Annotated in this window: 14 protein-coding genes and 2 tRNA genes; 11 read left to right on the top strand and 5 right to left on the bottom strand. The window is 56.7% G+C overall.

The annotated features are described in order from the left end of the window. The first annotated feature begins 18 nt into the window (after positions 1–18). The 6 genes from ACHZBF_RS15245 to ACHZBF_RS15220 all read left to right on the top strand — a co-directional run bounded on the left by ACHZBF_RS15245 (position 19) and on the right by ACHZBF_RS15220 (position 5504). The gene (locus ACHZBF_RS15245) at positions 19–2223 is read left to right on the top strand and encodes a GGDEF/EAL domain-containing response regulator (protein ID WP_321528927.1); all 2205 of its coding nucleotides are present in this window, start codon (positions 19–21) and stop codon (positions 2221–2223) included. Continuing rightward, the gene (locus ACHZBF_RS15240; protein ID WP_288108106.1) at positions 2216–2599 is read left to right on the top strand and encodes a response regulator; all 384 of its coding nucleotides are present in this window, start codon (positions 2216–2218) and stop codon (positions 2597–2599) included. The genes ACHZBF_RS15245 and ACHZBF_RS15240 overlap by 8 nt, the downstream gene beginning before the upstream one ends. Positions 2600–2859: 260 nt before the next feature. Further along, positions 2860–3624, top strand: coding sequence for a ParA family protein (locus ACHZBF_RS15235; protein ID WP_321528926.1), 765 nt, complete (start codon positions 2860–2862; stop codon positions 3622–3624). An 89-nt stretch (positions 3625–3713) separates the two neighbouring features. After that, on the top strand, positions 3714–4016 hold the full coding sequence (locus tag ACHZBF_RS15230) for an STAS domain-containing protein (RefSeq protein WP_321528925.1): 303 nt from the start codon (positions 3714–3716) through the stop codon (positions 4014–4016). A 163-nt stretch (positions 4017–4179) separates the two neighbouring features. After that, on the top strand, positions 4180–5271 hold the full coding sequence (gene ychF, locus ACHZBF_RS15225) for a redox-regulated ATPase YchF (RefSeq protein WP_029134272.1): 1092 nt from the start codon (positions 4180–4182) through the stop codon (positions 5269–5271). A 156-nt stretch (positions 5272–5427) separates the two neighbouring features. Next, a tRNA-Met gene (locus tag ACHZBF_RS15220) sits at positions 5428–5504 on the top strand. A gap of 454 nt (positions 5505–5958) precedes the next feature. On the opposite strand, the gene ACHZBF_RS15215 is transcribed toward ACHZBF_RS15220, so the two are convergent. Further along, positions 5959–6531, bottom strand: a complete 573-nt coding sequence (locus ACHZBF_RS15215) for a lipid-binding SYLF domain-containing protein (RefSeq protein WP_273440769.1) — start codon at positions 6529–6531, stop codon at positions 5959–5961. Positions 6532–7183: 652 nt separating this feature from the next. Here ACHZBF_RS15215 and ACHZBF_RS15210 point away from each other — a divergent pair. Then, complete coding sequence (locus tag ACHZBF_RS15210; protein WP_029134270.1) at positions 7184–8479, top strand: ammonium transporter; 1296 nt, start codon at positions 7184–7186, stop codon at positions 8477–8479. Positions 8480–8736: 257 nt separating this feature from the next. Continuing rightward, the gene (locus ACHZBF_RS15205; protein WP_321528924.1) at positions 8737–9438 is read left to right on the top strand and encodes a response regulator transcription factor; all 702 of its coding nucleotides are present in this window, start codon (positions 8737–8739) and stop codon (positions 9436–9438) included. A 39-nt stretch (positions 9439–9477) separates the two neighbouring features. On the opposite strand, the gene ACHZBF_RS15200 is transcribed toward ACHZBF_RS15205, so the two are convergent. Then, on the bottom strand, positions 9478–12201 hold the full coding sequence (locus tag ACHZBF_RS15200; RefSeq protein ID WP_321528923.1) for a cation-transporting P-type ATPase: 2724 nt from the start codon (positions 12199–12201) through the stop codon (positions 9478–9480). A gap of 358 nt (positions 12202–12559) precedes the next feature. On the opposite strand from ACHZBF_RS15200, the gene ACHZBF_RS15195 reads away from it, so the two are divergent. The 3 genes from ACHZBF_RS15195 to ACHZBF_RS15185 all read left to right on the top strand — a co-directional run bounded on the left by ACHZBF_RS15195 (position 12560) and on the right by ACHZBF_RS15185 (position 15863). Further along, the gene (locus ACHZBF_RS15195; RefSeq protein WP_321528922.1) at positions 12560–13993 is read left to right on the top strand and encodes an MBL fold metallo-hydrolase; all 1434 of its coding nucleotides are present in this window, start codon (positions 12560–12562) and stop codon (positions 13991–13993) included. Between the two features lie 178 nt (positions 13994–14171). After that, positions 14172–14993 (top strand): ferredoxin--NADP reductase, encoded by an 822-nt coding sequence (locus ACHZBF_RS15190; protein ID WP_029134266.1) that lies wholly within the window; start codon positions 14172–14174, stop codon positions 14991–14993. A gap of 9 nt (positions 14994–15002) precedes the next feature. Further along, complete coding sequence (locus ACHZBF_RS15185; RefSeq protein ID WP_321528921.1) at positions 15003–15863, top strand: alpha/beta hydrolase; 861 nt, start codon at positions 15003–15005, stop codon at positions 15861–15863. Positions 15864–15884: 21 nt separating this feature from the next. Here the strand turns inward: ACHZBF_RS15185 and ACHZBF_RS15180 are convergent, their stop codons facing one another. The 3 genes from ACHZBF_RS15180 to ispB all read right to left on the bottom strand — a co-directional run bounded on the left by ACHZBF_RS15180 (position 15885) and on the right by ispB (position 21836). Beyond that, entirely contained in the window at positions 15885–19763 is a 3879-nt protein-coding gene (locus ACHZBF_RS15180) for a PAS domain S-box protein (protein WP_321528920.1), read from the bottom strand. Between the two features lie 1018 nt (positions 19764–20781). Further along, positions 20782–20858, bottom strand: a tRNA-Pro gene (locus ACHZBF_RS15175). A gap of 9 nt (positions 20859–20867) precedes the next feature. Then, the gene (ispB, locus tag ACHZBF_RS15170; protein ID WP_029134264.1) at positions 20868–21836 is read right to left on the bottom strand and encodes an octaprenyl diphosphate synthase; all 969 of its coding nucleotides are present in this window, start codon (positions 21834–21836) and stop codon (positions 20868–20870) included. Positions 21837–21843: the final 7 nt, after the last annotated feature.

Raw genomic sequence — 21843 nt, 5'->3', positions numbered from 1 at the left:
ATTGTCGGGACATTCTCTATGAGTGTTGATCCCGTCGGCATTGCAACTATCCTGACGATCGACGATGAGCAGGCGATCCGGGAGAGCTTCCATCTCTATCTTGAAGATTACGGATATAGGGTGCTGGAGGCGGAGAACGGTAGAGTTGGCATAGCGTTGTTCGAATCCCAAAATCCTGATCTTGTGCTGGTTGATCTGCGGATGCCGGAAGTGGATGGACTCCAGGTGCTGGACTATGTAGTGAGTAATGCGCCTGATACTCCAATCATCGTCGTATCCGGTACGGGGGTGATTGGCGATGTGATACAGGCGCTACACCTGGGCGCCTGGGACTACATGCTAAAACCGGTTCAGGATCTCTCGGTACTGCTGCATGCGGTGAAGAAAAATTTGGAACGGAGTCGGTTGAGCCGGGAGAACCGGGCCTACCAGCAGCATCTGGAAGATCAGGTCAGGAAACGGACGGCAGAACTACAGCAAGCCAATGAGGAGTTGCGGGAGGCGAACAGGCAACTGACACGGAGCGAAGAGAAGTACCGCTCAATATTTGAGAGTCTTACCGATGTCTATTTCCAGGTAGATCTCAATGGGCTTGTTGAAGAGCTATCACCGTCTATCGTCAATAATCTTAATTATCAACGGGAGCGGATGCTGGGCTGCCGGCTGTGGGATTATTTTGCCGATCCCGCTCACTGCGACAGGATGCTCGACCGGCTTGAGCAGGTCGGCATGGTGAGCGACTTTGAGGCGCTGCTGGTGAGCCGTGACGGCTCAAGGCGGCCCTGTGCCATCACCGCAACCCGTGAACAGTCGCAGTCTGGTGAAGGGCGTATTTACGGCGTATTCCGCGATGTGACTGAACGTAAGCAGGCGGAGGCGAAAATCGAGCATCAGGCGTATCACGATAGCCTTACCAATTTGCCGAACCGGAGCCTGTTGCTGGACCGCCTTGAGCTGACGCTAAATCGTTCCCGGCGTCGCGGCTACGAAGGCGCGCTGCTACTGATCGATCTGGATCGTTTCAAAACGATTAATGATTCACTCGGTCATGGCGTGGGCGACCAGCTGTTGTGTGAGGTTGCGGAACGTCTGGCCAGCATCCTGCGTGAAGAGGATACGGTGGCAAGGATCGGCGGCGACGAGTTTGTTGTGTTGTTGACGGATGTAGGCAGTGATACCCAGGCCACGGCAAGAAAGGCGCAGGGTATTGCGGAGAAAATACGGCATCTGCTTTCGCTCCCGATTCGTATCCGTGATCATGAGCTCTACATTACCCCCAGCATCGGAATCACCCTGTTCCCGATACAGGAGGAAGATGCGGATACGGTCCTGAAACATGGTGATACCGCGATGTACCAGGCCAAGCTGTCAGGAAGAAATGCCATACGTTTTTTCCTGCCGGGAATGCAGGCAGAGGCCGACGAGCGATTGGGCCTGGAGAAGGAACTGCGGCTGGCGATAGCGCGCAATCAGCTAAAACTGTTTTTTCAGCCCCAGATCAATGCTATGGGGGCGGTGTGCGGGGCTGAGGGATTGTTGCGCTGGGAACATCCGGAGCATGGACTGATCATGCCTGACCGGTTTATTCCGGTTGCCGAGGAGACCGGACTGATTCTGCCCATCGGCGACTGGGTGCTGCGCACGGCCTGTCGGTTGATCGCGCGCTGGAGTGATAGTGAGCTGGCAGGGTCCCTGGGTCATATTGCCGTTAACGTGAGTCCCTGGCAGTTTAGACAGCCGGATTTTCCGGGGCAGGTGGAACGGATTCTGGCGGATACCGGGGCTGATCCGGGGCGACTCGGCCTGGAGCTGACAGAGGGTGTGGTGATTGACAACGTCGCCGACACGGTGGAGAAGATGGCCTCCTTTAAATTGCTTGGTGTGAAAATATCCGTTGATGATTTTGGTACCGGCTATTCTTCTCTCGCGTATCTTAAGAGACTGCCCCTGGATATTCTAAAAATTGACCGAAGTTTCGTTGAAGAGGTGACGGAGGATGAGAGTAACGCGGCGATTGTCGATACCATCATCGCCATTGCCGATCATCTGGGGCTTGAGGTGATTGCCGAGGGTGTTGAAACCCAGGGACAGCTGGAATTCCTGCAGGCAAAGGGGTGTGGTCAATATCAGGGCTACTATTTCAGCAAGCCACTGCCGGTAGAGCAGTTCGAGGCCTACGTGGCCGAGCGGATGAGCAACAAGGGGGTCGTCGGCGTTGTCTGAACCGTTTCGCATTCTGGTTATTGATGACGAGGCATCCATCAGGGAGAGCCTTTGTGCATTTCTTGAGGACTATGACTATGTGGTCGATTCAGCGGAGAGTGCAGAGGAGGCCCTGGAAATGCTGCACCAAGAGCGGTTTGACCTGGCGATTGTGGACATGCGACTGCCCGGTGAAAGTGGTGATGTATTCATCGTCAAGGCGGCCCGGCTGATGGAAAACCTACGTTTCCTGATACATACCGGGTCGGTCGAGTTTCATCTTACCGATACCTTAAAGCAGCAGGGCATCACAGCAGAGCATGTGTATCTCAAACCACTGAATGACCTTACCGTCCTGGTGGAGGGTGTAAGGAACCTGCTGAATGAAAAGAAGTGACCAGAGGCGGCTTTTTTGCTTGGGCACCAGCCGTTTATCTGTACCTTTTATTACCATCCGACTCTTCCACTCCTTTTTGTCTTGATTCCGCATGCCCCGTCCACGGGCCGTTCGCCGTGGCAACAGGTGCTGCTGCTCAACTCGTATCAGCAGGGCATGATCTGGATAAAGCCTGTGGGGCGAGCATTTGTTAAGATCCCGGGATTGGAACAGTATCTTTCGAAAGCTCGTGCTACAGTCACCATGAAAGTGGAATAAGCATGTACACCATTGCCGTTTTTAACAACCAGAAAGATGCCGGTAAGACGGCCATAACAATAAATCTTGGGCATGCCCTTGCGTTGGCCGGCCACCAGGTGACACTGGTGGATTTTGATCCTGCCGGTGACCTGTCGGCAGGGCTGGGACTGTTCAGGCAGCCCACTCAGGGTATCGACCAGGTGTTACTGGAGGCTCTCGATATGGAGTCTGTGGCGATCAGCACCCGGAATGAACTGCATCTGCTCCCGGCTGGCGTCAGGTTGGGGGAGCTCGAACAGGAACACGGACAAACCGGAATACAGCGGGGGCTGTTGCTGCAACAGGCCCTGGCCAGGGGGATGGTCGACCAGGAGTTCATGATTTTTGATTGCCCCTCCCGATCCGGACTGCTTACGGCGAATGCACTGCTGGGGGTGGATATGGCGCTGATGCCGGTGACCGGGGACGAGGTCGGGGCGGCCGGTCTACCGCATCTGCTGGAGACGGTCCGGCGGTTTGGTGCCAGCAGGGGGCGGGCGCTTGACTATGCCGTGCTGATGAATCGCATACCGTCGCGACGTCGCTTAACTGGTGCCGCAGCGTCAAAGTTTTCCAGCCTTGCGCCGGGCCACTTTTTAAAATCCGTGATTTGTCAGTCCGATCTGATCAACGAATCCAGAAGCATCGGCAGAACGGTTTTTGAGTACCGCCCCAGCAGTCGATCCGTTGCCGATTTCAGGCAGCTTGCCAGGGAGCTGCTGATGCGCGTCCGCCAAGGCGGGTAAAAGATTACCACGGCTGTTGGTGGCCTTTTTAAGCGGGTAATATTGTGCTGCTAAGCACAACGGTTTGGTGCTGCCAGGAGGAACGGTTAATGGGCATTGTCGTGGTAGATTCAAATGACGAGCAACAAGTTCTGCTCAAAGTGACCGGGCGATTTGATTTCTCCAGTCATCATGAATTCTCATCGGCATATGAGCAGTTCCCTAAAGGTGAGTGGAAATTTACGGTCGACCTTTCAGCTACAGAGTATATGGACAGCTCTTCCATGGGCATGCTGCTACAGCTCAAGGAGCATGCTTGCGGAGAAAAGCCGGTCTCCCTGGTCAATCCCAGCGACGCCGTCAGGGAGATTCTGCAGATTGCCAGCTTGGATAGGCTGTTTGTGGTTGTCTGAACGACTGCATGGGCAAGGTATAACGCGCTGCCTATCCGATACTTGGTGGAATACCGGAAATGCCCTGTTTTTATCGTCTGATGCGGCTTAAACAGCCGCTATAGGCTAGAAACTCACCGTCAATTACCCTATCCTTGCCCTTTTTCTGTCGGGGCAACACAGCATGGGTTTTAAATGTGGCATCGTCGGCTTGCCGAATGTGGGCAAATCGACGCTTTTCAATGCGTTGACACAAGCCACTATCGCGGCTGAAAACTATCCTTTTTGTACCATTGATCCCAATGTCGGCGTGGTCCCGGTAGCCGATCCCAGGCAGAACGAGCTGGCGAAGATCGTCAAACCGCAGAATATCATTCCGACCACCATGCAGTTTGTCGATATTGCCGGGCTGGTGGAGGGCGCTTCCAGGGGGGAAGGGCTGGGCAACAAGTTTCTCGCCAATATCCGCGAGACGGACGCCATCTGCCACGTTGTGCGCTGTTTTGAAGATGATGATGTGGTCCATGTCGCAGGCAAGATCGACCCGCTGTCGGATATTGAGATCATCAATACCGAACTGGCACTGGCCGATATGGAGTCGGTGGAGAAGGCGCTGCTGAAGGTGGTGAAACAGGCCCGGACCGGGGACAAGCAGGTGCTGTCACAGAAAGAGCTGCTGGAGGCGGTCAAGGCGCACCTGGATACGGGTGAGCCGGTACGCTCCATGGCGCTTAGCCGGGATCAGAGGCAGGCCTTACGTGATCTGCACCTGCTGACTATCAAGCCAACCCTTTATATCGCCAACGTGGCCGACAATGGGTTTGTCGACAACCCGCTATTGACCGCGGTGGAGGCGCTGGCGGAGCGTGAAGGCGCTGGCGTGGTCGCCGTTTGCGCTGCTATCGAGGCGGAACTGGCGGAACTCGATGATGCAGAGCGGCAGGAGTTTCTCGCCGACATGGGGCTGGAAGAGCCGGGTCTGGATCGGGTGGTGCGCGCCGGTTACAGCCTGCTTGGGTTGGAAACCTATTTCACGGCCGGCGTAAAAGAGGTGCGAGCCTGGACCATTCCTGTGGGCGCCACGGCACCTCAGGCGGCTGGCGTGATTCATACGGACTTTGAGCGGGGGTTCATCCGCGCCGAAGTGATTGCCTATGACGACTTCATCGCCTGTCACGGTGAACAGGGGGCCAAGGAAGCCGGCAAGTTACGGCTGGAGGGAAAGGATTATGTGGTGCAGGACGGCGATGTGATTCACTTCCGATTCAACGTATGAAAGCGTCCGCCATGGCAATCAGCGCCTGCTCTGGGTGTGACCTGTCAAAATCTAAGTTTATCAGTAAGATAGGCTGCGTTATTTCAGACTGCAGCTACTAATGGCATGTTTTGAATTGACAGGTGGGGGAAGCCCCGGTATATTTCCCCGCCTTCTGGCTACGTAGCTCAGTCGGTTAGAGCGACGGACTCATAACCCGTAGGTCGGTGGTTCAATTCCACCCGTAGCCACCATATAGAGGCCCCATGGCAATTGCCATGGGGCTTTTTTTAGGCTCTGTCCCAGTTAACTGTTGCCTGAGAAGTGGCGATTTTGTAGGAGCGGATTTATCCGCGAAATTCGCGGCTGAAGCCACTCCTACCGCTACGCTTGGCCGCCGGGGAGGGGTTTAACCTGTAGGAGGCCCGCCACGGGCCGAATTGGCGGCGAGGCACCGCTCCTACCGGGAGAATCGCCAAGCTAAGCCAAAACAACACCAACAACTAATTGGGACATAGGCTTTTTTATATCCGTGGATGGTGCGGGTGGAAAGCCGTATATAAAGGTCGATGCATACCGCAGAGGCCTGCTAAATGAGCCGAGCCCAGCGGGCGCCGCCAAGATGGTGGCGGGGATGGCGCGCTTTGGGGCCCAAGAGCCGGTCGATGAGCGGGAGCGCCGTTGTTCGGCGGCATGCACAGGCACCAACTAGCGTGCCGGATCGAAGCTGAATTTCTGTCCGCCGATGGTGGCCTCATACATCAGGCCGCCCTTGGGCATGGTAAAGATGGCGACGCCGTTGTCATAGTCCGCGTCGGCGGAAGCGCCCGCGGTCACCGCCACGGCGGATGCCTGGGCGTTGAATTCAAAGTTTCCGCTGGTGAAGTCATCCAGCGAATGTTTGTCCTTGAAGAAGATGATCTCGGTATAGGCCTGTCCGCCAAGCTGGAATCCGATAGTTAACTGGGAGAGGCTGGAGGTGCCGATGAACCGCCCCTGCCGATAGACTTCGCCCTCGCCGTAGGCTCCCCCGAGTCCCATGCCGGCCTTACCGACCGTGGGAAATATGGCATAGCCGTAGGCCTTGCTGAAAAACAGCTTCAGGCTGGGGTCCTTGGTCTTGAGGCGGTTGATTGCTTCATCCACCGAGCGGTTGCCGGTGTTGCTGTTGCTGGAGCCGCGCTCTTCGCGCGGGTCCCAGCCTGCCTTAACGGGCTGGATTAAAGGGATGAGGATCAGCGTGATCAGGGCGAATAGTGTGGTGGTACTTCTACGATTCATAAACCTTCATCCCGTGTTGTTTTTTCTGCAGCACTATTTAAGCACAGAATGGCAGTCGAGAGGTGTGCACAGGCGGCACCACGAGAGCCGGTAGCCCGGTTGATATGAATATTTTTTGAAAGGTGGAAACTTTTATCGATTGTCCCGGTCTTTATTACCGATGCTGAGAGTATTCAGACGGCATCAGCGATAGAAGTGTACTTTTGTTCATTTAGGACTCCCCTTCAGGCATTTAGTCTGATTTATAGCCGCCCTCTCCCCGGGCGGTTTTTTTTGTCCAGGGATGGAGGAGATAGAGCGAAGCAGGAAGCCCGCCGAGGCCAGGGATGGTCGGGCGCGGCCCCGCCACTCAGGCTGAGTGACGGGGCCTTTGTCTTTCCTGCCTCCCAAAAGGTGGCCGGGTGTTTTGCGCCTGCGCCTGTAGTTTGCACATTATTGGTGCGTAGCCGGGTCTGGCTCGCCTCTTAACTGTGCACGCTCTGGTTGTTTATGGGGCGTCGTCCATCTATCTCTATGTTTTTTCAATTATTTATTCATGGGCATGGATCGTGCATTTAGCAGGGACAATCTGTCGGCTGAGGTCGATGGTCACTGTTTTTTCTGCGACGGGCACTGATGGCGGGTGCCGTTTTTTATGTTGGGGAGTGATGTAATGAAAAAACCTCTATTGATGGTATTCCTGTCGGGTCTTCTGCCCGGAATGGTTCAGGCTGAGGAGGCAGCCCTGAATGGCGCCAATACCGCATGGATACTCACATCGACGGCGTTGGTCCTGTTCATGACGCTGCCTGGCCTGGCGCTGTTCTATGGGGGGCTGGTGAGGACCAAGAATGTACTCTCTGTATTGATGCAGTGTTTTGCCATTGCCGGCGCGGCTTCCATCCTCTGGCTGGTATTTGGTTACAGCCTCGCCTTCGGTGAAGGGAATGGCTGGATTGGTGATTTCAGTAAAGTAATGCTGGCGGGTATTGGACGTGAATCGCTTGCTGGCGATATCCCCGAGTCGCTCTTTATGCTGTTTCAGATGACCTTTGCCGTGATTACACCGGCATTGATTATCGGCGGCTATGCGGAGCGCATGAAGTTCTCCGCCATGCTGCTGTTCAGCTGCATCTGGCTACTGGTGGTGTATGTACCGATCACCCACTGGGTCTGGGGAGGCGGCTGGCTGCAGCAGATGGGACTGTTCGATTTTGCCGGTGGTGTGGTGGTGCATATCACGGCGGGTGTCGCCGCCCTGGTGGCCGCCCTGGTGCTGGGACCGCGCAAGGGCTTTCCGACAACCGCCATGCCGCCGCACAATCTGCCCATGACCGTGACCGGTGCCGGTATGCTCTGGGTAGGGTGGTTTGGATTTAACGGTGGCAGTGCCTTGGCGGCCAACGGGGATGCCGCGATGGCGATGCTGGCCACCCATATTGCAGCGGCAACGGGCGCCATGACCTGGTCGGTCATTGAGTGGAAACGGTTCGGTAAGCCGAGCGTTCTGGGGGCGGTTACCGGTATGGTGGCGGGGCTGGGTACCATTACACCGGCCTCGGGCTTTGTGGGTCCCGGTGGGGCATTGATCATCGGCCTGCTGGCCGGTGGCGTCTGTTTCACGGCGACGCAGTACATCAAGCGGGTACTCAAGATTGATGATTCACTGGATGTGTTCCCGGTGCATGGCATTGGCGGCATCATGGGCACGCTGCTGGCGGGTGTGCTTTCATCGACCGAATTGGGTGTCTTCAGTGGTTTCGGCTTTGCCGAGGGTATCGACAGCATGGGTGGGCAGTTTACCGTCCAGTTCACCGGCGTGGTGGTTGCCATTCTGTTTACGGCATTGGCCACCTATCTGATTCTGCGACTGGTGGCCGTGCTGACCAGTGGTTTGCGTGTCACTGAAGAACAGGAGGTTGTGGGCCTGGATATCTTCAGCCATGAAGAGTCCGGGTATAACTACTGATCAGATCGGGGCGGTGCGGACGGGCCGCCCCTGATTGGCTCGCACTTTCAGCGTGAGCCAAAACGGCCGGTGACGGCGTTGGATGTGCTGAAACAGCATGATGCCCGATACTATTGGCACCATGGCCGGTGGAAATCACCAGGTATCTGCAGGGCTGCTGCGCGGCAGCTTAGTACATCCCGTCTGAAGTGATATGATTGTTGTGACTCTGCTTGTTGAGTTGTATCCCGTGTATCGTCCGGTTTGTGAGGTTGGGTGTGCGTATCGCCATATTGGAGGACAACCAGGACCAGCGCAGGCTGATCCAGCTCTGGCTGGAAGAGGCGGGGCATCACTGTCATCCGCATGCCGATGCCGCCGCTTTTCAACGCAGCCTGAAGCGCAGCAGTTTCGATCTGCTGGTGATTGACTGGGAACTGCCGGTTTCGTCCGGGATTGAGGTGCTGGCGTGGGTGAGAGGCCATATCGACTGGCACATCCCGGTTTTGTTCATGACCGCCCGGGATTCCGAGGCGGATATTGTCCACGCCCTGGAACAGGGGGCGGATGACTACATCACCAAACCCGCGTCGCAAGCGGTGACTCTGGCGCGGATAAACGCCTTGGCCCGCCGCTTGGGCAGCCCGCAGCGTTCCCATGAGCCGCTCGCCTTTGGCGACATCTCGATCGATGTCGAGAAAGGCGAAATCCAGGTTGGCGGATGCCGCTGTGAGTTGACGGAGCGGGAGTTTCAGCTGGCCGTCATGCTGTTTAACAATGTCGGCAGACTCATTTCCCGGGATCACCTGCTGGAGAATATCTGGGGCATTACTGCCAATATTGCCACCCGGACGGTGGATACCCATGTCAGCCGGTTAAGGCAGAAGCTGCAGCTGACGCCCGAGCATGGCTGGCAGCTGAAGGCTATCTATCAGCATGGCTACCGGCTGGAGCATCTGAACGAGCCCCCAATTGCCTGAACAGGGCGGTATCCGTTCCCCGCAGTTGCGCCGCTACCGTTAATGGAAAAACCGCCTTACCACCAGCTTTTCCAACTCCACCAGCAAAAACAGCAGCACCCCCGCCGCAATGATTCGCAGCCACGCGTCGGCCGGCAGTGGGGCGGAACGGAAGAACAGTTGCATCATCGGCAGATAAGTGAACAGCAACTGGAACAGTGAGACGATGAGGATAGCGATCAGGACATAGCGGCTGCCGAGCAGGCCATTTCGGTTGAGCACCGGCGCGATGATGTAGCGCGTGTTGAGCAGATAAAATATCTCCGCCACGACCAGGGTATTCACCGCCACGGTACGCGCGATTTCGATGCTGGAACCGGCGTTGCGCTCCCAGATAAACAGGCCGAATGTCGCCAGCACCATCAGCACGGAAACAAACAGGATTCGCCAGACCATAAAAGGTGAGAGCAGCGAGTCCCGTGTGTTGCGGGGGCGGCGCTGCATGATATTGGCTTCAGCCGGCTCAAACGCCAGGGAGAGTGCCAGGGTCACGGCGGTGATCATGTTGACCCAGAGGATCTGTGCCGCTGTCACCGGTAACAGTCGCCCAAAGGCGATGGCTGCCAGGATGGTCAGCGCCTCGCCGCCGTTGGTCGGCAGGATGAAGAGGATGGACTTCTTGATGTTGTCATAGACGGTCCTGCCCTCTTCGATTGCCTTGACGATGGAGGCGAAGTTGTCGTCGGCCAGTACCATTTCGGCGGATTCCTTGGCCGTTTCGCTTCCCTTGATACCCATGGCAACGCCAATGTCGGCGCGCTTCAGGGCCGGGGCGTCGTTCACCCCGTCGCCGGTCATGGCCACCACCAGTCCATTTTTCTGCAGCGCCTTGACCAGGCGCAGCTTCTGTTCCGGGCTGGTGCGGGCAAACACATTGTTATCGCGGGCTTTCTCGCTGAGCAACGCCTCATCCATGGACTCCAGTTCCGAGCCGGTGAGTGAGTTGTCGGCGTCCTTGATCCCCATGTTGTTGGCGATGGCCCGGGCGGTGGTGACATGATCCCCGGTGATCATTTTTACCTGGATCCCGGCAGAGTAGCAGCGTGTTATCGCCTCAATCGCTTCCTGACGCGGTGGGTCGACGATACCGATCAGTCCCAGCAATATCAGGTCCCCCTCCACATCCTGGAAATTAAGCGTCCGTTGCGCCTGATCCACCGGGCGCATGGCGACGGCCAGGGTGCGTTGTCCGCGACCGGCGATGATCTCGGTCTGTTCGGCCCAGAATGCCGGGTCGATCGGCTGCGGGCCGTTGCTGGTGAATTGGCTGACACACCGGGGCAGGATGGTTTCGCTGGCACCCTTTATATAGATGCAGCCCTGCCCGGTATGATCATGGTGCAGTGTCGCCATGAAGCGGTGTTCCGACTCGAACGGGATTACATCCGTCCGCGGCATCTGCTCGGCCAGCAGTGCCTGCTCAAATCCGCCCTTCATACCCAGGACCACGAGTGCACCCTCCATCGGGTCACCGTGTAGTCGCCAGCCACCTTCCTGCTCTGTCATCGTCGCATCGTTACAGAGCATGGCAGCGCGACAGCAGGCGCTGAGCAAGGGGTGGGCGGGATCCCGGGCATTACCGTCCCGATCAACAAACTCCCCGTGAGGATCATAGCCGCTACCCTCCACCTCGAAGGCCGCGTCCGCGAACACGAGTGACTGGACCATCATCTCATTTCGGGTCAGTGTGCCGGTCTTGTCGGAGCAGATCACGTCGACCGAACCGAGGGTCTCAACTGCCGGCAGGCGCCGGATAATGGCATTTCTGGCCGCCATGCGCTGCACCCCGATGGCCAGGGTGATGGTGATAATGGCGGGAAGCCCTTCCGGAATCGCCGCCACCGCCAGCCCCACGGCGGCCAGAAACATCTCTTCCAGCGAATTGCCGTGCACCAGGATGCCGAACAGGGCGGCAACCAGGGCGATCGCCAGGATGGCGATTGAGAGCCCGCTGGCAAATTGCCCCATCTGTCGGGTCAGCGGCGTGCTCAGGACCTCGACCTGCGCCAGCAGGGTGCTGATTCTGCCGATCTCGCTCTGTTCGCCGGTGGCGACCACCAGGCCCGTTCCCTGTCCAAAGGTGACCAGTGTGCCGGAATAGGCCATGCAGTCTCGATCACCCAAGGGAGCATCGGGGGCGACGGGATCAATGCTTTTTTCCACCGGCAGCGACTCGCCGGTGAGCATCGCCTCGTCAATACGCAGATTGCGGATATGAAACAGCCGCAGATCCGCCGGAACCCGGTCCCCGGACTGGATGAATACCAGATCCCCTGGAACGATCTGCTCGGCCGGCAGGGTGAATCTTTTACCGTCCCGGATAACCATGGCCTGGGGTGAAAGCATGTTGCGCACGGCTTCCAGCGCCCGCTCGGCCTTGCCCTCCTGGATAAAGCCGATAATCGCGTTGATGATCACGACACCGAAAATCACTCCGGAATCGACAAAATGGCCCATGGCGGTAGTCACGGCACCTGCCACCAGCAGGACATAGATCAATACGTTTTGAAACTGTTCCAGAAAGCGCGCCAGCGCACTGCGGGCAGCCGGTGGATTCAGTCGGTTCGGACCGTACTGGGCCCGGCGCTGCTCCACTTCAGATGGACTCAATCCCCCTTCATGGCTGAAGAGGAGCTGGAAAACCTCGCTCGTCTCCTTGGTGTGCCAGTTGGCTGTTGCTGTGTCCGGTCTATTTTTTTCTTGGTGTTTGTGATTTGCAGTCATTATCAGAGCCGAGGATCCGTGTGGTGGATAGTGTCACGATGTAAGAACAGTCTAGGAGTCTGTCGGACTTAACACTGATCTACTGCGGAAAAGCCGGATTTGGCCATATTTTCCGATCTTCCTCGTTGAATAGGTCCACTATTCGCCTCAAAAGATCAAAAAATCTGTCTCAAATCGGCTTTCCCTCGCGACGATCGGTCAAGCCCGACAAACTCCTAGTAGAATCATGATACAACTGTCGCCATTACTGATTGACAGGAGTCAACAATTATACGCTGTGGTAGGACGACAGGCTGCATCCTGTATATGATTGCCATGAGTGGTATTGGTTCTTGTTCTACTACTGGAGGGAGTGCGGGTGAGTACATTGACATTTTATGGTGCGGCTCAACGGGTGACCGGTTCTTGCTATCTCATCAGAAGCGGGCAACAGCAGATATTGCTGGAATGCGGCATGTTGCAGGGAGAAAACAACAATAAAAAAGGCGGTAAAGGGAAAAAATCAACCAACAAAGAGGAGAGTGTGCCCCCCTTTCCGTTCTCCGTGAGTGAGATTGATGCGGTGATCATCTCCCATGCCCACCTGGATCATTCAGGTATGCTGCCCCTGTTGGCGAAACAGGGCTATAACGGCCCGATCTACATGACCCTGCAAACCCAGGCGCTGCTGCCGACCATGCACAAGGATGCTGCGTTCCTGCAGCAGAAGGATGCCGAGTGGGAGAACAAGCGCCGGGCCCGGGCCGGAAAAAGAGCCATAGAGCCCCTCTATGACATGGATGACGTGGAACGGGAACTGGCCCTCTGTGAGGGCATGGCCTATGGCACCGTGTCGGAGATCCTGCCCGGTATTCGGCTCTGTTTCCGTGAGGCCGGGCATATCCTGGGTTCGGCCATCGTTGAACTGTGGATCGAGGACAAGGGAGAGACCCGGAAGCTGGTATTTTCAGGCGACCTGGGTAACAGCCAGGCGCCCCTGATGCGGGATCCGGCCATTATCACCGAGGCCGACCTGTTACTGCTGGAATCGACCTATGGCAATCGCGATCACCAGCCGCTGGACCAGACCCTGAGCGAGTTCAGCGCGGCACTGGATGCGGCGGCACAGAGTGGCGGCAATGTGCTCATCCCATCCTTTGCCGTGGGCCGGACCCAGGATCTGATCTATCACCTTGGCCAGCTCTATCACTCGGGCCAGCTGAAACAGAACAATATCTTTATCGACAGTCCGATGGCCACCAGTATCAGTGAGATTTATGAACAGAACACCCGGCTGTTCAATAAGGATGACCCGGAATTTCGCGAGATCATGACCCATGACTGGCAGCAGTGGCTGCCGATTCTGCGTTTCACCCGCAGCGTCGAGGAGTCAATGGCGCTGAACAAGATCGCCGGTGGCGCCATCATCATCGCCGGCAGCGGCATGTGTCACGGCGGGCGTATCCGTCACCACCTGAAGTACAACCTCTGGCGCAAGAATACCCACCTGATCATTGTCGGCTTTCAGGCCCGTGGTACGCTCGGCAGGCTGCTGGTGGACGGGGTGAAAAAAGTAAAGATCCTCGGTAGTGAAATTGCCGTGAAGGCGCAGGTCCACACCCTGGGTGGCTTCTCCGCCCATGCCGGGCAGTCCCAGTTGCTGGCGTGGGCCGGCCATATGCGCAAGGCCATGCCCCGTCTCTACCTGGTTCATGGCGAGAGTGAGAGCATGCTTGCCCTGCAGAAACGGTTCGTCGAGGAATATAACTGGGATGCGTCGATTCCTACACTGGGAGAGGTGATCCATTTCTAGGAGTCTGTCCGGCTTTTCCGCAGCAGATCATTGTTAAGTCTGACAGACTTCTAGACGCTGGCAATGATATGACCGGGGGTATTTGACATCGCCGGCATAATGGTATCGAATGAAACTAATTTACCCGGGCTGGTGGCCGGGTATGTTTGTATTGGATCAGACATTTCAAAAAAAACAGATGAAAACAAGTAAGTTCAGTTATAACGCTACCGTGAGTCGATGTATTGAAGTTACCGGAGAGATCCGCATCCTGCAGGTGCGCCTGGATCAACCGGGATTTAAATTCAAGGCCGGGCAGTACACCATGCTGGGACTGCTCCAGGACGAGCCGAGGATTCCCGAGGCGCAGCCCGAGGATAACGGCGCCGAGCCGGGTGGCGATCCGATGATCAGAAGGGCCTACTCCATTGCATCAGGCAGTACTCAGCAGGAGTATCTGGAGTTTTACGTTTCAATCGTCTCTTCGGGTGCCCTGACCCCGCGGCTGTTCGCCCTGCAAGAAGGTGACCGGCTCTATGTGGCGGAAAAATCCAAGGGGCTGTTTACCCTGGACCGGGTGCCGGTCGAAAGTAATGTCCTGCTGGTAGGTACCGGCACCGGTCTGGCGCCCTACGTCAGTATGCTGCGCAGCGAAGTGCTGGCGAACCGGGACCGGCGTATCGCGGTGCTGCACGGCGCCAGCTTCTCCTGGGACCTGGGTTATCGCCGCGAGTTGGAGTCGCTGTCCCTCTACAATGATCACTTCAGCTATATCCCCACCATCTCCCGTCCGCATGTCGATAAGGACTGGCAGGGATTTACCGGCAGGCTTCCCCCGTTTCTGGACGATCCTACGCTGGAAGAGCTATGTGGTTTTGCACTCGAACCGGGGCCGAGTCATGTCTTGCTCTGTGGCAATCCCGCCATGATCGAAGATGCAACGGTACGACTCGAGGCGCGGGGCTATCAACAAAAGCGTCCCCGTGAACCCGGCAATCTGCATATGGAAAAGTACTGGTAGGGGTTGCTGATGCTTTCAGGCAGAACAGCCAGCGCGGAAGTGAATGGCATCTCCCTGAGTTACCGGGAGTGGCCCGGTCAGGGTAAAACCATCATCTGTCTGCCCAGTTTCGCCGCCCACAAAGGAAGTTTTGATCAACTTGGTGCCGCCCTTTCCCCGCGCTATCGAGTGATAGCCATGGATCTGCGCGGTCGAGGTGACAGTGATAAGCCGGAGGAAGGCTACGGCTTTGCTTATCATGTGAGCGATATTTTGGCACTGACCCGGCAGTTGGGTGTGGAGACCTTTTCCATTGTGGGGCACTCCTTTGGCGCCACGGTGGGGACCTATCTCGCCTCGATACGCCCTTCTCTGGTGGAGGCCATTGTTCTGCTGGAGGGAGGGGCGGATCCGACGGAGCGGGTACTTGAGGCGATACGTCCCAGCCTGGTTCATCTCGAATCACCCTATCCCTCCATGGATGTCTATCTCGAGGCGATGCGGGCGATGCCGTTTTACGGGCGACAATGGGGCGGGATGCTGGAGAACTACCTGCGGGAGGATGTCTATCTGCTTGAGGATGGGGCGGTACAACCGAAGGCCTCGGCACAAGGGCTGCACAAGGATCTGGATCTGCACTTTCTCTACAGCATGTGCCTGCACTTTCCCGCCATGTCGTGTCCGGCTTTGTTTGTCCGTGCGGATGAAGGGCTGATAGATGCCAGGCGCGGACATATCTTCACAGAGGCGGAAACCGAAGCCATCGTCCGCTGGATACCCAAGGGGCAGCGGCTGGATATTGCAGGGGTTAATCATTTCACCCTGTTGCTGAATGACCATAACCCCCTGGCCGGTCCCGTGAAATCGTTTTTTGATCAGTATTTGCGTTAGCGGGTTTGTGCTGCGGGATGGTTACTCCGTGGATAATGCCGGCTGTTCTGTGATCAGCGCCTCCACGGCTTCCGCGGTTATCGGCTTGCTGTAAAGATAACCCTGACCCTCCTGGCATCCGGCCTGTTTCAGGAACTCCGCCTGTGCCTCGGTCTCCACCCCCTCGGCGATGACCCGCAGGCCGAGACTCTTCCCCATGGCGATAATGGCGTCGGCAATGGCCATGTCATTGCGGTCGTCCGGTATGTCGCGGACAAAAGACTGATCGATTTTGAGCTTGTGGATTGGTAGCTGTTTCAGGTAACTGAGAGAGGAGTAGCCGGTGCCGAAGTCGTCGATGGACAGGGTCAGCCCCAGTTCACGCAACGCCTGCAGCTGGGTAATGGCCGATCCCGCCTGCTGCATGATAAAGCCTTCGGTTACTTCCAGCTCCAGGCGGTCAGTTGGAAGTTGTGACTCGTCCAGTACAGCAATCACCTCATTAACCAGGTTGCCCCGCTGCAGTTGAGGGCCGGCGATGTTGACGGCTATGCGGCCAAAGTCGATGCCCTGTTGCTGCCACTGCCGGCCTTGCCGGCAGGCGGTCCTGAGTACCCATTCACCTATCGGATGAATCAGGCCGGACTCCTCCGCCAGCGGGATGAATCTGGCCGGGGAGATGGTTCCCAGTTCCGGGTGAACCCAGCGAATCAAGGCTTCCAGGCCGATTATTCGGCCGCTTTGCAATTCGAATTGGGGTTGGTAGAGCAGGCGAAGCTGCTCCTTCTCGATCGCCTGGCGCAGATTATTTTCCAGCGATACCCGCTCAAAGGCGTTGCGGGTCAGCTCTTCGGTGTAGAACTGGTAGGTGTTGCGCCCCTCTTCCTTGGCCCGGTACATGGCGGAGTCGGCGTTGCGCAGCAGGGTCGCGGAATCCTTGCCGTCCTGGGGGCAGATGCAGATGCCAAGGCTGGCGGTGATGCGTATCGCCTGCTGTTCCAGTTGGAACGGTTCGGCAAATACGGCAGCCAGTTTCTGCGCGGCGATACCGGCATTTTCCGGTTTGCCGATGTCCTCCAGCAGCAGCACGAATTCGTCCCCCCCGATGCGGGCTACGGTATCGTCCTGTCGGGTTGCCAGTAAAAGTTTCCGCGCCACTTCCTGCAATAACTGATCACCCACCGGGTGGCCCAGGCTGTCGTTGATATGTTTGAAGTTGTCCAGGTCGAGAAAAATTATCGCCAGCAGGGTGTCGTGACGCTCCGCGTGCTTGATGGCCTGGTCGAGGCGCTCATTCAGCAGCAGACGATTGGGCAGGTCGGTCAGCGCGTCGTGATGGCCAAGGTGGTCGAGCTTTTCCTGCGACTGTTTAATATGGGTGATGTCGGAAAAGATACCGACGTAGTGGGTCAGGTTACCGTTGCCATCTACAACACTATTGATGGTCTGCCATTTTGGGAACAGTTCGCCATTCTTGCGTCGATTCCACATCTCGCCGCGCCAGTGTCCGGTCTCTGTCAGGGAGTGCCACAGGTCGCGATAGAAACTCTGATCATGATGGCCGGATTTGAACAGGCGGGGATTTTCCCCGATTACCTCCTCGCGTGAGTAGCCCTGTATCTGGCTGAAAGCATGATTTACATCCAGGATATTGCCGTTGCTGTCGGTAATGATTACTCCCTCGTCAGTGTTTTCAAACACGCTGGCGGCGAGGCGCAGTCGCTCCTCTACCTGCCTGGAGTGGCTCAGGTCATGCAGGCTGATCAGCATGCCGGTCTCAATACCGGACGCATCCCGCACCAGTTTCAGTTTTACCTCGATCGGTTTTTTGTCTGGATTGTGGACGTCATTTGCCTCCAGGGTGATCGCCGTTTCAACCCGCTCCTCCAGAATCCTGCAGATCGGACAGAGTTCTTCCTCACCTTGCGGATGCATCAACTCCACAATCGAGCGGCCCAGACTCTGTTCGGGATCCAGTCCGGACATTTGATAGAATGCCGTGTTCGCCCTCAGCAGATGCTGTTCCATATCCAGCAGATAGATGGCGTCTCCGAACTGATCCATGGCCTGGGTCCATTCGCTGTCGGCGCGCGCCAACTGCTGTTCCACCCGTTTTCGCTCGGAAACATCACGTCCCAGAACAATCAGGCCTTTTCGAGTGCCGTTGTCCTCGTAGAGTGGGACTTTGATGACATCGTAGACCCTGGTCGTCCCATCCGGTTTGGAAATAATCTCTTCGCAGCGGCAGCCTTCCTCCGTTTGCCAGGCCTGCTCATCGCTCGCCTCGCAGCCGAGGAATGCATCCCGATACAGGGGATCGGTGAATTCGGCCAGCTCCCGGTCGGTCTTCCCCCGGTAATCAACATCGCCCAGTGAAAACAGTTTCAGGTCAGCCTCATTGGCCTCCAGCCAGCGACCCTGGCCATCCTTGAAACAGATAATATCCGGGGTTGCATTGATCAGGGTGCGTAGTTGTTGCTCACTCTCCTGCAACGCCGCCTCTGCACGCTTGCGTTCAGTGATCTCGACCACGACCGCGATGTAATTGCCCGGTTCCTCATGAGATTGCCAGGTAGCGGACGCAGTCAGATTGACCCAGACGATGGAGCCGTTTCGGTGGACGTAGCGTTTTTCCCTACTGAATTGACCTATTTCGCCGGCCAACATTGACGCCACATTGTCCAGGTCTTCCGGGAGATCATCGGGATGGGTGATCTCCCGGAACGTCCTGCCGTCGGTCATCTCTTCCATGGTGTAACCGACCATATCGCAGTAGCGCTGGTTGATGCGCAGGAAGCGCCCCGATCTTGACTCAATCAGCGCTACGCCAACGGCTGCCTGCTCGAAGATGGTACGAAAGCGCTGCTCGCTTGAGGACAGGGCCTGTTTTGCCTGGTGCTGGCCGGTGATATCCCGAACAATACAGATCAGCTGGTCCTGTTCCGGGAGTCTTATCAGGCGCGCTTCGTAGTGACGAGATGTTTTGAAGACAATGAGATCATACTCGAACACCTGCATCTCATCGGTCTTGCAAGCCCGGATGATTTTGCTTGCCAGCAGTCGGGTGAATTCGGCAGGCAAAACATCCTGGGCCCGCTTGCCGAGAAATTCCTCGGGGGGAACATAGAGCTCTGAACTGTTTTGTGCCCGATAGTCCAGTATGGTGCCGTCAGCGGATAAGCGGAAGTACATGTCCGGCAACGCCTGAAATACCGCCTGCAGTTCGACTTCACGCTCTTGTGCGTTGTGCAGTCCCGTTCTTATCTCATCCTCGGCCTGTTTGAGAGCAGATATGTCGCGGGCAATGGCAAAGATGCCCTCTATTTTTCCTTCAATCACCAGCGGACCCTTGGTCGTCAGGTAGGGCAGGGTCTTGTCCTTGGTGGTTACCGTCTCGTGATAGGTTTCGGTCTTGCCTGAGTCCATGATGCGCCGGTCGTCCTGACAGAACTGCTGTGCCACCGGGTCAGGAAAGAGTTGGAAATCATCCTTACCGATGATGGTGTCCAGCGGTCTGTCCAGCAGCTCTGCCAACGCAGGGTTGGCAACAATATAGCGCCCCTCCTTGTCCTTGATGAATATGGCGTCAGTCGAGTTATACGTGATCGAATTAAGCAGCGTCAGTGTACGGAGCTGCTCTGCCTGTAATGCCTGCTCGCGCTGTGCCGCCCCGGAGATCTGTCCTACCAGTCGGCTCATCAGCAGATAGAGCAGTAATGACGTGATCAGGATGAAGAGCCACCCCTTGATGGTGCTGGCGACGTTAATTGCCTCGGGGGCGCTGAGGAGCCGGCTGACCAGCGCGTCAGAAAACAGAATATAGAGCATGGAGATCACGGCGTAGACCAGGACAATCCGCAATACTCCCTTGCTGGAACGGCTGCCGTTGTTTCGTTTGGAGTGAGGCGACCCTGATTTCATTCTGTACAGGTCGACTTGTGAGGTGAGGATTTCATCATGTCCTATATGCCAAATGTTCCAGGTTTTATTCGCTCAGCCATGAGTGATGATGCACGATTATTTAACAGGAATTTATATATATATCGCTCTGGACATGATTATGGTAGTCGAAATTTTGCCGGCCAGCCCTGAAGCACCGGCCATAACGGTGTTCAACTGATATCGTTCGGTATATAAAATCCTATTGTGCCAAGATTATAGCGTCACTTGGGAGGAAAGCTTGAACTAGCCTAAGGGTGTTGTTGCAGATGCGGGGTGGTTCTGCGTCTTAGGCCCTGGTGGTTATGTATGCATGGCTGCCGATAATGGAAACAGGTGACTTGACGGACTCTTCGATGGTTACGATGACCGAACGATAGGTGTCTGACGCCCGAAAACACGGGTAATGCCGCCATCCGTATGAGAGTGTTGGGTTACGTTTGAATCGCGCTGACGGATAAAAACGGCTACCATTTGGTAGCCGTTTAATATGCTTGGTCGGGGTGAAAGGACAACTCGGGTCGTTCTGGCCCTCGCCCTTCGGTCGAACATCTAACGGTTCGAACCCTCTCACGCGAGGCCCCGGTTTTGTGTTCAATGCCGGAGCGGCGTTTGTGGTTAGGGTTCTGAAAAGAATTTGGTCGGGGTGAGAGGATAACTCGGGCCGTTCCGGCCCTCACCCTTCGGGCTCGCTGCGCTCGTGCCGAATCGGCTCCGCGATTCGGTCGAACCTCTAACGGTTCGAACCCTCTCACGTGAGGCCCCGGTTTTATGTTCAATGCCGGAGCGGCGTTTGTGGTTAGGGTTCTGAAGAGAATTTGGTCGGGGTGAGAGGATAACTCGGGCCGTTCCGGCCCTCACCCTTCGGGCTCGCTGCGCTCGTGCCGAATCGGCTCCGCGATTCGGTCGAACCTCTAACGGTTCGAACCCTCTCACGTGAGGCCCCGGTTTTATGTTCAATGCCGGAGCGGCGTTTGTGGTTAGGGTTCTGAAGAGAATTTGGTCGGGGTGAGAGGATTCGAACCTCCGGCCCCTGCCTCCCGAAGGCAGTGCTCTACCAGGCTGAGCTACACCCCGAATTCATGTTCAACTCCTGCGTCTGACGGCGAAGTCGGCCAGGGCAGCGAGTGCGTCGCGGAAGGGTGATTCGGGAATTGCTTCCAGGGCCTGTTTGGCCTTGTCGGCTTCCTCCGCGGCGAGGCGCGCAGTGTACTCGATCGCATCGGTGGATTCAATGGCCGCCATGACGATATCGATATGTTCCCGCCCGCCTTTTTCGATCACCTCCCGCAGGACTGCCCGCTGTTCGGCGCTGCCTACCTGCATGGCTCGCAGGATCGGCAGGGTCGGTTTGCCCTCTTCCAGGTCATCGCCGATATTCTTGCCGATCTCCTCGCTGGAGGTGCTGTAGTCGAGGGCGTCGTCAATAATCTGGAAGGCGATGCCCAGATGCAGGCCGTAATCAGCCATGGCCTGCTCTTCCTCCGGTGTGGCACCACCCAGTACCGCCCCGAGCCGGGAGCCGGCCTCGAACAGAGTGGCTGTTTTGCGCAGGATTACCTCGCGGTATTTCTCTTCCGTGGTGTCCGGGTCATTGCAGTTGAGCAGTTGCAGGACTTCGCCCTCGGCAATGCGGTTGGTGGCGTGGGAGAGTACTTCCATCACCCGCATGCTATTCATGTCCACCATCATTTCGAACGAGCGTGAGTAGAGGAAGTCGCCCACCAGTACACTGGCGGCGTTACCCCAGACCGCGTTGGCAGTATCCCGGTTGCGGCGCATGTCCGATTCGTCGACCACGTCATCGTGCAGGAGGGTGGCGGTGTGGATGAACTCGATCACCGCCGCCAGGTCGATATGTCCCGCGCCCGGATAACTCAATGCGCGGGCGGCCAGCAGCACAATCATCGGGCGCAGGCGTTTGCCTCCGCTGTTGACAATGTAGTGTCCGACCTGGTTGATCAGTACCACATCGGACTGGAGCCGGCGCAGTATCAGGGCGTCAACCGCCTTCATATCTTCCGCAACCAGCTCGCGGATTGTGCTCATTTCCATGGGGTCT

Origin of the sequence: Sedimenticola selenatireducens, from assembly GCF_963675335.2 — a bacterium.
Classification (GTDB): Bacteria; Pseudomonadota; Gammaproteobacteria; order Chromatiales; family Chromatiaceae; genus Sedimenticola; species Sedimenticola selenatireducens.
This window is presented reverse-complemented; position numbering and strand designations above follow the sequence as displayed.

Coding starts and splice junctions, on each gene's coding strand:
- ACHZBF_RS15245 (WP_321528927.1), top strand. CDS start 19: ATGAGTGTTGATCCCGTCGGCATTGCAACTATCCTGACGATCGACGAT.
- ACHZBF_RS15235 (WP_321528926.1), top strand. CDS start 2,860: ATGTACACCATTGCCGTTTTTAACAACCAGAAAGATGCCGGTAAGACG.
- ACHZBF_RS15230 (WP_321528925.1), top strand. CDS start 3,714: ATGGGCATTGTCGTGGTAGATTCAAATGACGAGCAACAAGTTCTGCTC.
- ychF (WP_029134272.1), top strand. CDS start 4,180: ATGGGTTTTAAATGTGGCATCGTCGGCTTGCCGAATGTGGGCAAATCG.
- ACHZBF_RS15215 (WP_273440769.1), bottom strand. CDS start 6,531: ATGAATCGTAGAAGTACCACCACACTATTCGCCCTGATCACGCTGATC.
- ACHZBF_RS15210 (WP_029134270.1), top strand. CDS start 7,184: ATGAAAAAACCTCTATTGATGGTATTCCTGTCGGGTCTTCTGCCCGGA.
- ACHZBF_RS15200 (WP_321528923.1), bottom strand. CDS start 12,201: ATGACTGCAAATCACAAACACCAAGAAAAAAATAGACCGGACACAGCA.
- ACHZBF_RS15190 (WP_029134266.1), top strand. CDS start 14,172: ATGAAAACAAGTAAGTTCAGTTATAACGCTACCGTGAGTCGATGTATT.
- ACHZBF_RS15185 (WP_321528921.1), top strand. CDS start 15,003: ATGCTTTCAGGCAGAACAGCCAGCGCGGAAGTGAATGGCATCTCCCTG.
- ACHZBF_RS15180 (WP_321528920.1), bottom strand. CDS start 19,763: ATGAAATCAGGGTCGCCTCACTCCAAACGAAACAACGGCAGCCGTTCC.
- ispB (WP_029134264.1), bottom strand. CDS start 21,836: ATGGAAATGAGCACAATCCGCGAGCTGGTTGCGGAAGATATGAAGGCG.